Origin of the sequence: Micromonospora sp. NPDC049662, from assembly GCF_040675055.1 — a bacterium.
In the GTDB taxonomy this organism is placed as follows: Bacteria; Actinomycetota; Actinomycetes; order Mycobacteriales; family Micromonosporaceae; genus Micromonospora.
On the sequence record NZ_JBFAOC010000020.1, the window covers coordinates 85,951 to 101,244 of the forward strand.

At 69.5% G+C, this 15,294-nt stretch carries 14 protein-coding genes; 10 read left to right on the forward strand and 4 right to left on the reverse strand.

Going from position 1 to position 15,294, the window contains the following annotated elements:
• Positions 1-5 precede the first annotated feature (5 nt).
• Complete coding sequence (locus AB0J36_RS17470; RefSeq protein WP_363660857.1) at positions 6-1,862, reverse strand: hypothetical protein; 1,857 nt, start codon at positions 1,860-1,862, stop codon at positions 6-8.
• Positions 1,863-2,469: 607 nt separating this feature from the next.
• On the opposite strand from AB0J36_RS17470, the gene AB0J36_RS17475 reads away from it, so the two are divergent.
• Both AB0J36_RS17475 and AB0J36_RS17480 read left to right on the forward strand, forming a co-directional pair.
• Positions 2,470-2,991, forward strand: a complete 522-nt coding sequence (locus AB0J36_RS17475) for a GNAT family N-acetyltransferase (protein WP_357131681.1) — start codon at positions 2,470-2,472, stop codon at positions 2,989-2,991.
• A gap of 78 nt (positions 2,992-3,069) precedes the next feature.
• Positions 3,070-4,350: an MFS transporter gene (locus AB0J36_RS17480; RefSeq protein WP_363660864.1), complete on the forward strand. Its 1,281-nt coding sequence runs from the start codon at positions 3,070-3,072 to the stop codon at positions 4,348-4,350.
• Between the two features lie 302 nt (positions 4,351-4,652).
• Here the strand turns inward: AB0J36_RS17480 and AB0J36_RS17485 are convergent, their stop codons facing one another.
• Positions 4,653-4,886 (reverse strand): GntR family transcriptional regulator, encoded by a 234-nt coding sequence (locus AB0J36_RS17485; protein WP_357131684.1) that lies wholly within the window; start codon positions 4,884-4,886, stop codon positions 4,653-4,655.
• A gap of 349 nt (positions 4,887-5,235) precedes the next feature.
• Between AB0J36_RS17485 and AB0J36_RS17490 the strand changes: the two genes are divergently transcribed.
• A complete protein-coding gene (locus tag AB0J36_RS17490; RefSeq protein WP_363660858.1) occupies positions 5,236-5,553 on the forward strand; it encodes a hypothetical protein in 318 nt (105 codons plus the stop codon).
• Between the two features lie 358 nt (positions 5,554-5,911).
• Here the strand turns inward: AB0J36_RS17490 and AB0J36_RS17495 are convergent, their stop codons facing one another.
• Positions 5,912-6,112 carry a hypothetical protein gene (locus AB0J36_RS17495; protein WP_357171805.1) on the reverse strand — a complete coding sequence of 67 codons (201 nt, stop codon included), beginning with the start codon at positions 6,110-6,112 and terminating at the stop codon, positions 5,912-5,914.
• Positions 6,113-6,522: 410 nt separating this feature from the next.
• Here AB0J36_RS17495 and AB0J36_RS17500 point away from each other — a divergent pair, with 410 nt between their 5' ends.
• The 7 genes from AB0J36_RS17500 (at position 6,523) to AB0J36_RS17530 (ending at position 14,879) form a co-directional block, all read left to right on the forward strand.
• Positions 6,523-6,738 (forward strand): hypothetical protein, encoded by a 216-nt coding sequence (locus AB0J36_RS17500; RefSeq protein WP_357131693.1) that lies wholly within the window; start codon positions 6,523-6,525, stop codon positions 6,736-6,738.
• A gap of 100 nt (positions 6,739-6,838) precedes the next feature.
• On the forward strand, positions 6,839-9,907 hold the full coding sequence (locus tag AB0J36_RS17505) for a type 2 lanthipeptide synthetase LanM family protein (protein ID WP_363660859.1): 3,069 nt from the start codon (positions 6,839-6,841) through the stop codon (positions 9,905-9,907).
• The gene (locus AB0J36_RS17510; protein WP_357131699.1) at positions 9,900-10,082 is read left to right on the forward strand and encodes a hypothetical protein; all 183 of its coding nucleotides are present in this window, start codon (positions 9,900-9,902) and stop codon (positions 10,080-10,082) included. The genes AB0J36_RS17505 and AB0J36_RS17510 overlap by 8 nt, the downstream gene beginning before the upstream one ends.
• An 8-nt stretch (positions 10,083-10,090) precedes the next feature.
• Positions 10,091-12,259, forward strand: coding sequence for an ATP-binding cassette domain-containing protein (locus tag AB0J36_RS17515; protein ID WP_363660860.1), 2,169 nt, complete (start codon positions 10,091-10,093; stop codon positions 12,257-12,259).
• Positions 12,260-12,278: 19 nt separating this feature from the next.
• On the forward strand, positions 12,279-13,532 hold the full coding sequence (locus AB0J36_RS17520; RefSeq protein ID WP_357171807.1) for a sulfotransferase: 1,254 nt from the start codon (positions 12,279-12,281) through the stop codon (positions 13,530-13,532).
• Complete coding sequence (locus tag AB0J36_RS17525; protein WP_363660861.1) at positions 13,529-14,125, forward strand: hypothetical protein; 597 nt, start codon at positions 13,529-13,531, stop codon at positions 14,123-14,125. Before AB0J36_RS17520 ends, AB0J36_RS17525 begins: the two co-directional genes overlap by 4 nt.
• Entirely contained in the window at positions 14,115-14,879 is a 765-nt protein-coding gene (locus AB0J36_RS17530) for a hypothetical protein (RefSeq protein WP_357131711.1), read from the forward strand. The genes AB0J36_RS17525 and AB0J36_RS17530 overlap by 11 nt, the downstream gene beginning before the upstream one ends.
• On the opposite strand, the gene AB0J36_RS17535 is transcribed toward AB0J36_RS17530, so the two are convergent.
• The gene (locus tag AB0J36_RS17535; RefSeq protein WP_357131714.1) at positions 14,880-15,257 is read right to left on the reverse strand and encodes a hypothetical protein; all 378 of its coding nucleotides are present in this window, start codon (positions 15,255-15,257) and stop codon (positions 14,880-14,882) included. It lies immediately after the preceding gene.
• Positions 15,258-15,294: the final 37 nt, after the last annotated feature.

Genomic DNA, 15,294 nt, shown 5'->3' on the forward strand with positions numbered 1-15,294 from the left:
CCTTCTCAGCATCGAACGGTGATCGCCGGAACGTTCCGATACCTTGCTGGGAGCTGGTTCTGTAGGTCCCCGTACCACTTGGTTTCGAGCCCCTTGGCGCCGGTCTTCAGGTCGAGGATGAGTTCCGGTCGCAGTTCGTCCACGCCGAGCACGACATCCGGCGCCTTGGCGCCCTTCTCCCAGCCCTCTCGTGCGGTGACCGGATTCTTCCACCTCCTGGCGAGCAGACCGTTGCGGTAGCCGACCTCCGCGAACAGGTTGGCCGATGCCGGTTCCGCACCGACGAGCTCGGCGAGTCGTTTGTGCACCCGGTCGCCCCAGTGCTGCGGGGACTCTCCGGGCCACCGCTGCACGTCTTTGCAAGCCTGCTTCGCGAGCTGTTCGACGCGGGTCTTCGCCTGCTGCTGACGGGTGTTCAGGGCCGGCGGGTTCGCGCCGGTCGGCAGGTACTCATGAGGCTTGTCCGCCGGCTTGACGCCCAACGTGCCGTTGCGTTTGATCTCGTCGGCGAGGTCAGCGGCCATCTTCTTGGCATCCGCCGTGGTGACCGCCCGGGCGACCGCCGTGTACGCGGCATACACCTGGTGGGTCTTGGGTTTCCGGGCCGGCGGGATGTAGTACGACGCGCGGCACCGTACCGTTTTGGTGTCCTTCGGCTTCATGATCAGGACTTCCGGGCAGGTCTGCACCGGCCTGCCGTCCAACGTCATGGTGATGTTCACCTCGACGGTGACCTGCTTGTCGATCGTCACGTACTTGGATGCCGACGTCACCCTGCTGCGGAGCTTCAGGTTCGCGGTGCAGCCGTTGGTGGTGCAGGGGCTGAGGCTCGCGTCGCCGGTGAGCGACACCTGGACGATGCTGTCGAGGGACTGCGCCAGTACGCCCATCTGACGTTTCACCTCGTCGAACAGCAACTGCCGCTGGTCGTCGGTGAGAACCTGCAGCTTGGCGCGCAACTCGACGTCACTCACCCGGTGCGCGATCGTCTGAAAGCCGCTCCCCGACTCGGCCACCGGGGTGGTGCTCATACCCAACAGCCGTTTCGGTTCGGCCGTACTGATCAGGTACGTGACACCGTCGAGGACCACCGCTCGTGCCTCGACGCCATCCACCGAGGTGACCACGCCGAGTCCGAGTGACTCCTCCTGCTGCGGATAGCCGTTTTCCTCAATGCTCGGCACCATGCCGGTGGCGAGCAGAGCCGGCGCCAGGACGTCACCGAAGTCGAATCCAAAGAGGTCGCCCGCGACCCGCACCCACCGGTTGGCAAACTTTTTCTCGCGCCCGTCGGTGATCCCGGCCTTACGCCAGAACGCCTCGCCGACCTTGAGGAACGTACGATCGCCAAGGTCCAGGATCTCGGCGGTCTGGCCGCCAGTGATCAGCTTGCCTCGCACCGTGCCTTCGTTTGTCACCTGGGCGTCCATGCTGATGCGGTCGCCGTCCGGTCCGGAGAACGACCCCTGGTAGCGGACCGCCGACGTGGTGAGCAGCCGCTCAGCCGCCTGTCTCAACTCCTGATCGGCGGTATTCACCGCCACCTGCGCCTCAGTGGCCCGTTCCTTTTTGCCACCCGGGTTGCCGGTGAAGCGGGGCACCACGACAAGCGCGCCGATCGTGCAGATCAGCAGGAACGCCAGGGCCAGGCCACCAAACAGCAGCAAAAGCCGTCGCGGCCGTGCCGGTTGCGGCGGCAGTGGCGGTGGCGGTGGGGGCAGAAGAGGCGGTGGCGGCGGGGGAAACGGTGGCGGCGTCGGGTAGTTCATGGCGTCTCGATCCATCGACAGCAAACCGGCGCTGGTCAATGTATACGTTTCGGCCAAGCCCGCGTGGTGCCGCTGTGCACGGCGGACGCGCAAGCGAAATCGGGTTCACCCTCTGCCGCGATCAGTGCGCCGAGGTGTGGCAGATCAGCTGGCGGACATGTGGCGCGCGGCAGTCGGCGGCGGACAATCGCCACCGGTGATTGTCTGGTCCGACCACCCGCTTGACGAATACGTCCCAGGACATGCTTGACGTTCGGTCTGGAACTCTGTTCTGAGGAGGGTTATCGGGCGGTCATATATCGATGCGCCGCTCGACGGCGGTCGGGTCGTCCGGCTCGCCGAAGCGGAGGGTGGCGTGGGCTGGCTTGGTCGGGAAGGCCCGCAGCAGCGGCTCTACAAACCCCAGGCCGCCGAACTGCTGACCGCACGCGGGCGGCGAGTCGGAGGATCGCCGACGGTTACGGCCACTCGGGTATGACGCAAGTCACAAAATGGCCGTCCGTGGGGCTTGCCAAGTGCCTGGCTTTCGTCATCTGGGTTGCGTCCTTGACCAGGCTGACATTGCCCAGGAGGGCGGCACGGCACCTTCTGGTTGCTGTCGAAGCACATGGACTATATGGAGCTGGATCGCCTTCTGGGCATGATCAATTCTGGTAAGACGCGGCTCGCCCGGCGGTCCGGCTCTTAATAACGTGACCTCATGCCCGAGTTGATTCTGCCGACTGTCCGCCTGCACGCCGCGTTCTTGAAATGCCGCGACGACTGGGGCCCTGGCCTTCACGAGGACGGCTTCGGCCTGAGGGCTGACGACGATGTGGACTCGCCCGAAGGCTTCGCCGCTTGGGTGCACGCGCGGGTCCGAATGGTCCATCCGGCCGGCGATCCGTGTCCGGACGAACAGCACGGCTCACCCCGGTGGATCGTCGAGAACGGCCACGTACTCGGGGGTATCGCCCTCCGGCACAAGTTCGATGACGAGATCGGCCAGATCGGCTACGGCGTCCGGCCGTCCGCGCGCCGCCGAGGACTGGCGAGTTGGGCACTCGGCGAGATGCTCACAGAGGCTCGCGTCGTCCTGGGCCTAGATCGCGTCCTCATCCCTTGCCTGGCCGACAACATCGCGTCGGCCCGGACGATCGAACACCACGGCGGCGTCCTCGAGGGCATCCGCGACACCGAGCACGGTCCAGTAAGGCGCTACTGGATCGCCTTGGATCGGTGAGGTCACCCGGCCGAAGCCGTAACTAGGAACTACCCGTATTAGGCAAGGGCGGCCCGGGAGGTGCGGACCGTGTTGGATGTGAAGCCGTACCGGGACGCGCTCGCGCTGCCAGGGTTACGGCCGCTGCTGCTGGTAGCGATCCTGGCCCGAGTGCCAGTGGCGGCCACCGCCGTGGTGATGACGCTGCACGTCCTCGATCTGGGCCGCGGCTTCTTCGCCGCCGGGCTGGTCGGGGCCGCGATGACGGTCGGTTCGGCGCTCGGCGCGCCATTGCTCGGCCGGCTGGTCGACCGACGTGGCCTGCGGCCGATGCTGCTGCTGACCACAGCGGTTTCGGCGTTGTTCTGGGCTACGGCACCGGTTCTGCCGTACCCGGTGCTGCTCGGTGCCGCGTTCGTCGGCGGGCTGCTCACCCTCCCGGTCTTCTCCGTGGTCCGGCAGTCGATCGCCGCGCTGGTCCCGCCAACCCAACGCCGTCAGGCGTACGCGCTGGACTCGATGTCGGTCGAACTCAGCTTCATGATCGGGCCAGCCGGGGCGGTGGCCCTGGCCACCAGGGTCTCGCCCACCCTGACCATGTACGCCGTCGGCGCAGGGATCGTGCTGGCCGGACTCACCCTGCTGGTGCTGAACCCGCCGACCCGGGCGCGTGACGAGGCGACGACGCCGGCACCGGCACTGCCGCGCCGGCAGTGGCTGACCCCACGGCTGATCGGACTGCTCGCCGGCGGCGCGGCGGGCACGTTGGTGATCGCCGGCATCGATGTGTCGGTGGTGGCGGTGCTGCGTGATGCTGGCCAGCTCGACTGGACCGGTGTGGTGCTGGCGCTCTGGGCGTCGTGCTCGTTGATCGGTGGCTTCACCTACGGCGCGCTGTCCCGCCCGGTGCCGTCGCTGATCCTCACCCTGGTCCTCGGTCTGGTCACCGTTCCGGTCGGCCTGGGCAGCGGCCAGTGGTGGCTGTTGGCCCTGATGCTGCTGCCGTCCGCAGCCTTCACCGCGCCGACCGTGGCGGCCACCGCCGACGCCGTGAGCAGGCTGGTGCCGGCGAGCGTACGGGGTGAGGCGATGGGCCTGCACGGCTCAGCGATGGTGGTAGGGGTTGCGCTCGGCGCCCCGCTGGCCGGGGCGGTGATCGATGCCACCGTGCCAGCCTGGGGCTTCGCCGCGACGGGCCTACTCGGCGCGCTGATCGCGCTGGCGGTACTGCCGACCCGGTCGAGTCACCAACACCCCGAATCCGCGGCCGGACCCACCACCATCCCCACCGTCGCTCCCTGCTCGATTCCGCCCCCGCTCGACCGTGCTGTCTCACCATCCGCCCTGTCCGCAACCCGCCGACGACGCGCGAGAAGTTGACCACCACAAGTGCGGCGACCGCCGCGTACGCAGCGGACGGCCCGACCAGCCCCAGCGGCGGCGGCCCCGACCAACGCCGCGATGGTGGCCGACCTTCGCGCGGTGGTCGCGGTGACCGCGCTGGGCGCGGCGACGTTCGTCGGTTTCCTGGCGCACCGCTACGGCGAGCTGACCGGTCCCGGCGATGCCTGGTCCTACACCGTGCTCATCGGCTTCGCCGCCGTGCTGGGGACCGCTTACCGGTACGCCCGATCGGTGACCGCGCACCTGGCTGACGCCTCGGTGAGTGATGGTGGTGCTGGCTACGGCTTCTCGGCGACGAACGTCCCGCGCGCTGGAAGCGTCACGACGAGACCCCGTTCCCGCAGCAGGCGGATAGCCGCTCGGACCGTGCCGCGAGCCACGCCGTACTCCTGCTGGAGGTGGGCCTCGGAGGGGAGCGGCTGACGGGGCTTGAGCTTTCCGGACTCGATCTTCTTGGCGAGGAGATCCGCGAGCTGGATGTAGAGCGCTACCGGACTCATCTCGTCGATCATGATCGACACCTTATGGACGCCTAGCACGGGCGGGCCGTCGGGTACCTACCAAACGTTCTGTACTTATAGAAACAGCTATACGAACTGTACAAGTTGAACTAGATTGAGGTCAGACCTTCGCCCAGGTAGGAGGCACCTCGTGAAGCTCTGGCCGTTCGCCCGTCCTGCTCCACCCCACCCGGAGCGGGAGGGGTCGCGGTGAGCGCGGTGCCGTTCGAGGTCGAGCTTTCCTGGACGGTGATCGATTACCACCGCATGCAGAGATGTAGCCGTTGTCATCCGGACGGCTGGTGTCCGAGGGTCGCGGTGGCCCGAGCGCGGATCGGGGCGTGGCGACGGGCGGTGGGGCGTGCGCCCGTTCAAGGGTGGTGACCTGCTGCACCTCACGCAGGCGGCCAGCGTCCAGTTCTCCCGGCCGTTCTACTTCCGGCTCATCCGCGTACTGGAAGACCGGATCACGTACGACGGGTGGGCCTGGATCGAGGGGTACGAGCTGGACACCCGGGGAGATGCGGTAGCCCGGCGGCAACTCTTCGTCCAGCCCGCCGGTCTCCGGAAGCTCGCTCCGTCGCCCCGTCCGGCGGCCTCCCCGGTCCGTAGGGAGCCTGCGCCCGTCCGGAAGGGCTCGGGGAAGACCTCGGCCCGCAGGGTGAAGGGATCTCTGTAGTTCAGATCCGTACAGGGTCTCGGGTGGGGTCGGTTCAGACCCGCTAATCCCGGCGGGTTTTGGTGCTCTCGATCATGTGTTTCCGCTGGTCAGTAGAACTTGTCCACAGGGGACGCCTACGGATCGGCTGGCACCGGTCTATCACCCTGGCCATGCTCGCCTTGGCCGTCCTTACCGTCCTCGCCGTGGCGCTCCCCATCAGAGCGCACCCTGCCCCTGGTCGATCTGGCGACGAAGATCCTCAAGCCGCGCCCGACGAACCCACCACAAGTACAGGCAGGGGAGGTGACGTTGGAGTAGTAGGCGATAATGGCGACCCTTCCGGATCGCGCCCGCAACGGCGGGCAGGCGCCTCGGGTCAGGCGAACAATGCGATCACGGCGAGGATGAGGCCGAGTGCTGCCATCACCATTCCGGCGGTGCGGTACTCGGTAGTTCTTGCGGGGTCGAATTTTACCATGCCGAAGTGGCCGACCAGGCGTGCCATCCCGATCGGGCGCCATGCCAGAAGGGCGCCAGCCACCAGTGAGAACAATCCAACGATAAGGACGATCGTCATCGTCCAAGGGTATCGCGGATTCCGACACTGCGCTGCCCGCAGAAGGGCAGGCCGGCGGTCAGCGGCGCCGTCGGCGGTGTCGGGTGATCACGTTGGCCAGCATCGTTGCCAAGGCCGCCACTGCGGCCACCCCCAGTACGATCCCTGCTCCGGCAAGTCCCATAGGGACGATCCTACGTCGCGCCCCGCTTGCTCGCACGCGAGGCCGGATCTGTGGGCGCCTCGTTCGGAATGAGGGCCGGATCCGCTCTGTCAAGAATTGTTTGACAAGGTGTCCAGAGGCGTCCGTCAATGCCAATTTGACAGACGGTCGAGCGGATGCCGAGTAATTCACAAAGGGGTGTTGCCCGTCACTGTTGTGGATATCTTGGGGTCTCCGTTGTTCGCACGAACGAAAGGGAGGACGAGCAATGATCATCAAGGGTATGACGGACGCCTGGCAGAACCGAGGGTCCGAGGAGGCCACGATGCCGGCCGTTCCGGCGGGTGCTTCTCCGCTGGACGAGATGTACCTGGAGTCGATCGTCGGTGGCGCCGCCGACAGCCTCGACTTCTTCACCTTCGTCTGCAGCAGCAGCGTCCCGCCGACGGTCGTCTGCCCGACGACGTCGAACCTCTGCGCCTGATCGCGCGGAAGCGCTGCGCCGAGTAGTCCGGTGCACCGGCCGCCCGTCCCGGCCCGACCGGGGCGGGCGGCCGTCCTCATCCATGACGCGGGGAGGCTCCATGTCGACTGACCTGATGCGGCGCTGGTCCACGGTGCCGCCGTTCCGGACGCTGCCGGAGGACGCACTGCGTACCCGACTCTCCCTTCCCGTCGGCGGCAGCCCACCACCTGCGGGTGACGCGCCTGGATCCGGGCCTGCGGAGCTGCCGCATACGCTGGCGGAGTCGCCGGTCGGCTGGATGACCGAGGAGCCGGTTCTCTGGCCACTGCTGCCGTTGTGGCCCCGGCTCGCCGACCTGCACAGGGCCCTCACCGAGGCGGGACGCGCCGAGGGTCAGGGGGCGGCGGCCACGGTGGCCGATCGCTACCTCCGCAGTCTGCTGGGCGACGTTCGCCGGCTCGCGTGTCGCGCGGCCGCAGAAGATCTCGACGCCCCAGTCGACGAAGCCGGGAAGGCCGGAGAAGCGCCGACTGCCCGGCGGACCGAGGCGGAAGCGGCGAAGACGCTGGCCGTCCGGTACGCGGCCCGCCCCGCCGCAGCCGAATTCGCCGACCGTTACGCCCCTCTGCTTCGCCAGGTGAAGCACATCCTCGACGGATACCTGCGCACGTTCACCGAGATGCTGCAAAGGCTGCGCGCGGACGGTCCGCTCATCACGCCGCTGCTCGGCGGGGTCGAGGCCGGGCAGATGCGAGCCGTACGCGCCGTGGGCGACCTGCACGAGCCGGGCGCGGTGCTGCTGCTCACCTTCGCCGACGACACCCAGCTCCTCTACAAGCCTCGCAGCCTCGCCCTGGAAGTCCAGCTCACCACGGTTCTGCAGTGGCTGGACAGCCACGAGCCGGGACTCGCCCCCCGGGTTCCCCGATCGGTGGACCGCGGTCGCTACGGGTGGCAGGAGTTCGTCGCGTGGTCGCCGGCTCGCTCGGCCGACGAGGTGCGGGCCTTCTATCGCCGCTCGGGAGCGCTCGTTGCGCTGGCGTACCTGATGCGGGCGACCGATCTGCACTACGAGAACGTGCTGTGTGACGGCCGGTCGCCCGTCCTGGTCGATCCCGAGTGCCTGTTCACCACCTCCTTCCGCACCCGTGGCGACGGTGTCGAGGAGATGGGTGGGGTGAAGGCCACCACCGTCCTGGACTCCGGTCTGCTGCCGGAACCCGGCCACCGCGGCGACCTGCCGACGGCCCTGGACCTCTCGATGCTCGGCGCCGTCGGCGAACGGCGGCAGCCCCGGCAGATCCGCGAGCTGCGCGTCGACGAGCACGGCCGGTCCGAGTTCGTGATGCGGTCCCTGCCGGCGGAGGACGCGACGCACATGCCGGTGCTCGACGGCCGCGTGGTGCCGGTGGTCGGGTACGAGGACACGGTCGCCGACGGTTTCGTCGCTGCGTACCGAATGTTCCTGGCCGACCGTGATCACCTCGACCAGCTCCTGGCCGGGTTCGCCGGGGCCCGCGTGCGGCACATCGTGCGACCGAGCTGGCAGTACGGCAAGTTGCTGTACGAGCTGGGCCATCCCGATGCCGCCCGGTCGGCACTCAAGCAAGAGGAAGTCGTCAACACGATCTGGCCGGCGAACGCCCACGAGCGGCAGCTCGCCCTCCATCTGTTCGGCAGCGAACGCCGCGGATTACTGCACGGTTGCATACCGACGTTCGAGCGCCGCGCGGGTGATGTCGACCTGCTCTCCAACGGCGAACTGGTGCACTCGTCGGCTCTGCTGGTCAGCGGGCTGGACCTGGTCCGCCAGCGGCTGCGCTCGCTGTCCGCCGAGGATCTGCGGGTGCAGACCGGGATCATCCGAGCCACCCTGTCACTGTTGCGCATCCCGGCCGATGCACGGCACCGGCAGTCGTACTCCCCGGTCCGCGCTGCAACGCCGGACAGCGACACCGTCCTTCGCGCGGCGACCGACATCAGGGACGCCCTGACCGCCGACATGGCCGACAATCGCGGCCGAGCCTGGTGGCTGGGCGGTGTCGAGGTGTCCAGCGGAATGTTCGGCGTGCGACCGAGCCCCTTCGGTCTCTACGACGGCGTCGCCGGGATCGCCCTGTTCGCGGGGTACCTGGACCTGATCACCGGATCACGCAGCCGGCTGGCCACCTCCGCCCGGTCGGCGATGCTGGTCGATGCCGAGTCCGTGCTGCAGCACAGCACGCTGGAGCAGCTGGCCCGCAACCGTCAGCTTGGCGTGCTGAACGGGCTCTGGGGAACGGTGTACGTGGCGGCGTGCCTCGGCCACTCCGCCGGGGATCCCGGCCTGGCTCGCTGGGCCCGCGACGTCGCTGGCCGGCTGGCACCGGCCCCGCTGCCGACCGACTGCTGGGACCTGCTCGGTGGTTCCGCCGGAATCGCCGCCACGGCGGCCGAGCTTGCCACGGCCTTCGGCCCGGAGGTGTACGCGGCGGCCGCCGACCGGTTCCTCCGATCGACCGCGATGCAGCTGGAATCCGTCCTGCGTGCCGAGGAGATCCCGGCGGGCGTGGCACATGGCATGTCCGGCGCGGCCCTCGCCTTCGGTCGGGGAGCCGGCCTGTTTCCCGGCGCCGGATGGGACACCGCCGCCCGGGTGTGCATCGACGCCGAGCGTTCGCAGCGCCGTCCCGACGCGGGTGGCTGGCACGACGCCCTGCTGGCGCGCGAGGGAGTGCCGCAGGAGGGCAAGCGGCAGAGCTGGTGCCGTGGCGGGGCCGGGATCGGACTGGTCCGACTGGCACTCGGCGAGGAGGCGGCCGGCGGTGGCGCACTGATCGACAGCGAGGAGAAGCGCGACATCGACCTGGCGGTCCGGCTGACCGTCGAGCACGGTTTCGGGTACGACCAGAGCCTCTGCCACGGCGCCATGGGAGCACTGGAGCTGCTGCGAGCCGCCGGATGCGAGCAGGAGTACGGCGTCCACCTCGGTGGACTCCTCGCGGCCGCTGAGCGGCACGGCTGGCGGACGGGCCTGCCGCGGCCGATGCCGGATCCGGGCCTGTTCACGGGCGTCGCGGGCGTCGGCTTTGGTCTGCTGCGGCATCTGGAACCACGCGCCGTTCCGCGCGTCGTGACGCTCAGCCTGCCGGCCGGCTGCCGGTCGCCGGAGGGGCCCGTCGAGGAAGGAGCGCGGGGCGATGCGTGACAGCGTCACCGATCCGTACGAAGGCGTCGAGGCGTCCGCCGCCGGGGTGGAACGTGCGGCGCTGTGTGGGCTGGCCGCGCAGCGCTCGATCACCCGCCTGTGGGTGGCGCTCGCGGTGTGGATCCTGCTCGCGCTCGGAGTGCTGGTGCTGGTCGTGGACCGGATCGGGAGGTAGCGGCAGCGATGGCGAAACGGGTTCAGACGATCCTGCAGATGTCCCAGTCGGACTGCGCCGCGGCCTGTCTGGCGATGGTCGGCAGCGCTCTCGGCCGCAGCGCCTCGACCGGCTTCTGGCAGCGCGCTCTCGGTAGCGGCCGGGACGGTACGTCCGTCGCCCGGATCTTAGCGACGGCCACCGCCCATGGACTGACCGCGCGGGCGTACGCCGTGCAGGATCTGCGCGCCGCGGTCACCTCGACCGCGATGCCGGCAGTCCTGCACGTGGACGGCAACCACTTCGTGGTGCTCACCCGTGTGCGGGGTGGCCAGGTCGAGATGGTCGATCCGGGGCAGGGCCGGCAACGCTGCGATGCGGAGGCCCTTGCGCGGCGGATGTCCGGGCCGCTGATCGTCTTCGGCGTTGCCGGTGACGGGCGGCAGCATTCGTCGCCGGACGTCGCGTCGCGGTTGTCCCTGCGGGGAGTGATCACGCGGAGTTCTCGCGGGTTGCGCGGTCAGTTGATCGCCGCCACCGCGATCATGGTCGCCGCCACTCTCGGCCCGGCGTTGCTCACCCGCGAGGCGGTCAACGCCGCCGTGGCCCGCGAGGGGCACCTGTCGCCCTGGCTGGTCGGCGTCGCGGCGGCCGGCTGTCTGGGCCTGCAGTTCCTGGGCACTCTGCTGCAGTCGGGACTGGTCCTGCGCCTACGGGCCCGGATCGACGCGCGGTTGATGACCGCCTTCGTCCACCACCTCCTCGGCAAGGACCTGGAATTCCTCGAGCAGCGTGCGGCGGGGGACATCCTCTCCCGGATCTCCGCCAACGCCGCCCTCCGGGATTCCCTGACCCTGCTGCTTCTCGCCGCCGGCCTGCACCTGCCCCTGACCCTGATCTATCTGGCCGCCCTGGTGGCCGTCTCGCCGGCCCTGTCGGTGATCGCGCTGCTGGGCGCCGCGTTGCAGATGGGCGCCGCAGTCGCCTTCGGTCGGCGGGTGGAGGCTGCCCAGCGGGAGGCACTCCGCGCCGATGCCGAGCTTCAGATCAACTCGGTCGACGCGGTGAACAACTACGCGGTGATCAAGGCGATGCGGCTGGAAGCCGGGGTGACCGGACGCTGGCTGCGGACCTTCGCGGCGTCGGCCGCCCGGGGCCTCAAGCGCGACTCCGAACTGCAGACCCTGCAAGCCTTCACCGGCCTCGTGCAGTTCGCCGTCCCCATCACCATCGTGCTAACCGGCGTCTGGCTGGCGGCCGACGGCACCGTACGGCTCGGCTCCGTCCTGGCCATGCTGACCGTCGCGGGCATGTTCCTGGCTACCCTCGGGCGCCTGGTGACCGGGGCGCAGGGCATCTTCCTGGTCCGCGGCCAGCTGGAGCGGCTGGAGGACATCATCGACGGCGCAGCGCCGGCGCCGGTCGCGCATGCCGGCGATACGGCTACCGGCCAGGACACCGCTGACGTCACCGGCGCCGTCCGGCAGCCGGCCCGAGCGGCGATCCGGCTGGAGCGGGTCAGCTATCGCTATCACCAGGACGGCGCCGATGTGGTCGACGACGTGTCACTGGAGGTGCGCCCCGGCGAACTGCTCGGCATCGGTGGGGCCACCGGTGGGGGCAAGACCACCCTCATCCACCTTCTCCTCGGCCTGTACCAGCCGCGATCGGGCACCGTGACCCGGGTGCGCGTCGACGCAGGCGGCCGGCGGACGCCCGGCGAATTGTCCTATGCCTACGTACCGCAGGACCCGGAGTTGTTCTCTGGCACTATCCGCGACAACGTGCTGGCGTGGCGCGCTGGCGTGCCCGACCGGGCGGTATGGGAGGCGCTGGAGCTCGCCGCTGTCGAGGAGGACGTCGCGGCGATGCCGCTGCGGCTCGACACTCCGATCGGCAGCCGAGGCATGCACCTCTCCGGCGGGCAGCGGCAACGCCTCGCCCTGGCCCGCGCCTTCCTGGCCCGGCCGGACCTGCTGGTGGCCGACGAGCCCACCAGCCACCTGGACCCGGGCACCGAGCAGACCGTGCTCACCGCGCTGCAGATGATGCCCGGTACCCGGATCGTGGTCGCCCATTCGGCGCCGGTCCTCGGCGCCTGCGATCGGGCGCTGCGGATGACCGCGGGTGATCTCACCCCGCTCACGGTCGTCCCGGGTGGCCCGCGGTCCCTCACCGACGTCAGCGCCGTCAACTGATCAGACTGGAGGTAACGCCATGACGAGCGAGCCGCGCACCAGCACCGACGGCCCGGTCTTCATCCTGTGCTTCGCCCGGTCAGGGTCGACCCTGTTGCGGGTTCTGCTGGACGCCCATCCGGAGCTGGCGAGCCCACCCGAGACGAGCGTGGCCCGGGTGTGCGAGACCACCGAACGAGCCTGGCGGCAGGTCTGCCTCTCCGGTGGTCGAGGTCCGCTGCCGACCGAGGTGATCGACGAGATCCGCACGGCGGTGGACCGGCCGATGCGCGCGTACGCCCGGGCCCGCGACAAGCGCCTCTGGTGCGACAAGTCGCTCGATAACCTCTGGCTGGCACCGCTGCTCTCCGACGTCTTTCCGCAGGCCCGCTTCGTCGCCCTGCACCGGCACTGCCTCGACTTCGTGATGTCCGGCCTGGACGCGAGCCGCTGGGGCTTCGCCGCGTACGGTTTCGAGAAGTACGTCCAGAAGTCCCCCGGCAACACCGTGCACGCGCTCGTGCGGTACTGGTGCGATCACACCGAGGCGCTGCTGAGCTACGAGCGACGCAACCCGGACCGCACGGTGCGCGTCCGGTACGAGGACCTCGCCCGCGACCCGGACCGCGAGCTGCGCCGGCTGACCGGATTCCTGGGCGTCGAGGACGTCCCCGGCCTGTCCCGGTCGGCTTTCGCCGGACAGCACGACATCGGCGCCGGCGACCACAAGCTGCCGTTCACCGACCGGGTCTCCGCCGACAGCGTGGGTACGGGACGACGCGTACCGATCCACCTGATCCCGCCCGACCTCATGCAGCGGATGAACGAGTGCCTGCGACAGCTGGACCACCCGGAGGTCGGACCCGACTGGAATGCCCTGCCGTCCGAAGGGCCGGCGGGCGAAAGCCCGGGCCGGTCTGCCGTCACTGCGCTGGCCGACGTGCTGGGCGGCGACGATCCGGCCCCGCGGCTCTGCTCCCACGAGCAGGACCGCCTGCGGGACCACGTGCTGGTGACGATCGAGGACCGGCAGTCCTCCTGGCTGATCGACCCCGCGACCGGCGAGGCGTCGTTCTGCGACCGGCCGTGCCTGCCGCGGGCCCGCATCCTGACCGACTCGGCCACCCTGCGGGGCGTCGTCACCGGGGAGGCCAACATCGGTGGTGTGCTGCGCACGGGGGCGCTGCGTGCGGTCGGCGGCGTCTCCCGCGTGGCCGACGTCGTGGCCGGGTTGCGCGACCGGCACCAGGCCACCGGCCCACGGGCCCTGGCGGACACGGTCGGTGCGCGATGATCGGTCACCTCCTGGCGTGGTGCTTCCTGCTGCTGTTCTCCGCCTACACCGCGGCCGCGATCATCAGCTTCGTGCCGGCGGTGGACCGCCGGATGCGACAGGTCCGGATCGGGGTCGCAACGCTGCGGTCGATCCTGCCGTTCTGGGGGCTGTTCGCTCAGCGCTTCGGCATGTTCGACCTCGACCTGTCCTACCGGATGCACAGCAGATCGGCGGCGGCCACCTCGGCCGACGCGGACGAGCACCCCTGGACACCGCTGACGAGCAACCGCTGGCGCTGGTGGTCCGCGATGTGGCGGCCCAGCCAGCGCGCCGATCAGAGCGCGCAGATCCTGGCGTACCGGCTGATCAGCGGGGGTGCGGCCGACGGCCGCGACATGCGTGACGACCCCGCATACCGGCGGGTCATGGCGTCGGTACGCCGCTCAGCGCTGCGGACCGCCGACCCCACACCTGCGGACCGGGCCGAGTTCCGGCTGGTGCTGACCCGTGGGTACTGGACCACATCGCCGCCTCGCACGATCTTCGTGTCCGCCCGCGAACCCGTCCTCCCCGCAGCAAGCAGCCGATCGGAGATCCGTCATGACAGCTGAATGGTTCCCGAGCGGTCTTTTCGCCGACGACCTGTTCCCGCTGGCCGCCCGGGTGGCCGGCATCGCCCTGCTGGTGACCGGCGCCGAGCTGACCGCCGCGCTTCCCGGGCTGGCCCGCTGGCGGCGCCCGGACGCCGCCGCCGGCCCGCGGTGGGTGCTCGCGCACCGGATGATCGCCCTGCTGCCGGCCCTGCTCGGCGGCTGGTTCCTCGTCGACCCGCGAGCGTGCCTGTCCGGTGGAGGGCTGGCGGCCGTTCTGATCCTCGGTTACCTGATGGTCGCACTCCAACCGCTCGGTGACGGCGCGGACATCATGCTCATGATCGTGCTGGCCGGCCTCGGCGTGCTCTGGCTGGTGCCGTCGACCGCCCTGACCGACTGGGCGGCGTGGCTGGTCGCCCTGAACGTCTGCCTCGCCTACCTGTGGAGCGGCGTGGCGAAGCTCCGGGTGCCGGCGTGGCGGCACGGACGTCAGGTCGCTCTGGCGGTCAACTCGCCGCGGTTCGGCTCGGCGCAGATCGCCTGGCACATGCTCAACCGGCCCACGATCACGCGGCTCACCGCCTGGAGCGTGATCCTGATCGAGGTCTCCTGCCCGATCTTCCTCATTCTCGGTGGATGGCCGCTCATCGCCTGGATGGTCTGCGCGATCCTCATGCACGTGTCGGTCGCCATCATCATGGGCCTCGGACGGTTCCTGTGGTCGTTCGGCGCCGGCCTGTTCGCCATGGCCGGCGCACGCCTGCTGGTCTGATCACGTGGGACACCGGTGCTGCTGCACGATGTTGCTGAAATGGGCGTGAGCTGCTTGTCGGCTCACGCCCAGCAGATCCCCGATCTGCCGCCACTTGACGCCTCGGTAGCGGGCGTGCGCGACGGCGCATTCCACCATGGTGACCGAGCGCGTCTGCAGCGTCAGCACCTTGGTGATCAGCTCAACCGCATCGGACTCGGTATCTTGCTGGCTGACATCCGCGCACTGGTCGAGGATCGCCTCGGCCAATTGTTCCAGGTCCTGCGAAAGCTGAGCCAGCCGATCGATGGCGACTTCCGGCGCCTGCGGTGAGCCCGCGACCGAGCCGGCCTGAGCGCCTTCTTGCGTGAACTGCTGCCCTGGCGTGTGCGACTGCACGTCCTGTCGTCCCCCGCAACTCATGGAGACACCGGGC

Excerpts from the sequence above, each read along its gene's own strand:
- AB0J36_RS17510 (WP_357131699.1), top strand. The coding sequence starts at position 9,900 with ATGCGTGACAGCGTCACCGATCCGTACGAAGGCGTCGAGGCGTCCGCC.
- AB0J36_RS17530 (WP_357131711.1), top strand. The coding sequence starts at position 14,115 with ATGACAGCTGAATGGTTCCCGAGCGGTCTTTTCGCCGACGACCTGTTC.
- AB0J36_RS17475 (WP_357131681.1), top strand. The coding sequence starts at position 2,470 with ATGCCCGAGTTGATTCTGCCGACTGTCCGCCTGCACGCCGCGTTCTTG.
- AB0J36_RS17505 (WP_363660859.1), top strand. The coding sequence starts at position 6,839 with ATGTCGACTGACCTGATGCGGCGCTGGTCCACGGTGCCGCCGTTCCGG.
- AB0J36_RS17500 (WP_357131693.1), top strand. The coding sequence starts at position 6,523 with ATGATCATCAAGGGTATGACGGACGCCTGGCAGAACCGAGGGTCCGAG.
- AB0J36_RS17495 (WP_357171805.1), bottom strand. The coding sequence starts at position 6,112 with ATGACGATCGTCCTTATCGTTGGATTGTTCTCACTGGTGGCTGGCGCC.
- AB0J36_RS17520 (WP_357171807.1), top strand. The coding sequence starts at position 12,279 with ATGACGAGCGAGCCGCGCACCAGCACCGACGGCCCGGTCTTCATCCTG.
- AB0J36_RS17525 (WP_363660861.1), top strand. The coding sequence starts at position 13,529 with ATGATCGGTCACCTCCTGGCGTGGTGCTTCCTGCTGCTGTTCTCCGCC.
- AB0J36_RS17515 (WP_363660860.1), top strand. The coding sequence starts at position 10,091 with ATGGCGAAACGGGTTCAGACGATCCTGCAGATGTCCCAGTCGGACTGC.
- AB0J36_RS17485 (WP_357131684.1), bottom strand. The coding sequence starts at position 4,886 with ATGATCGACGAGATGAGTCCGGTAGCGCTCTACATCCAGCTCGCGGAT.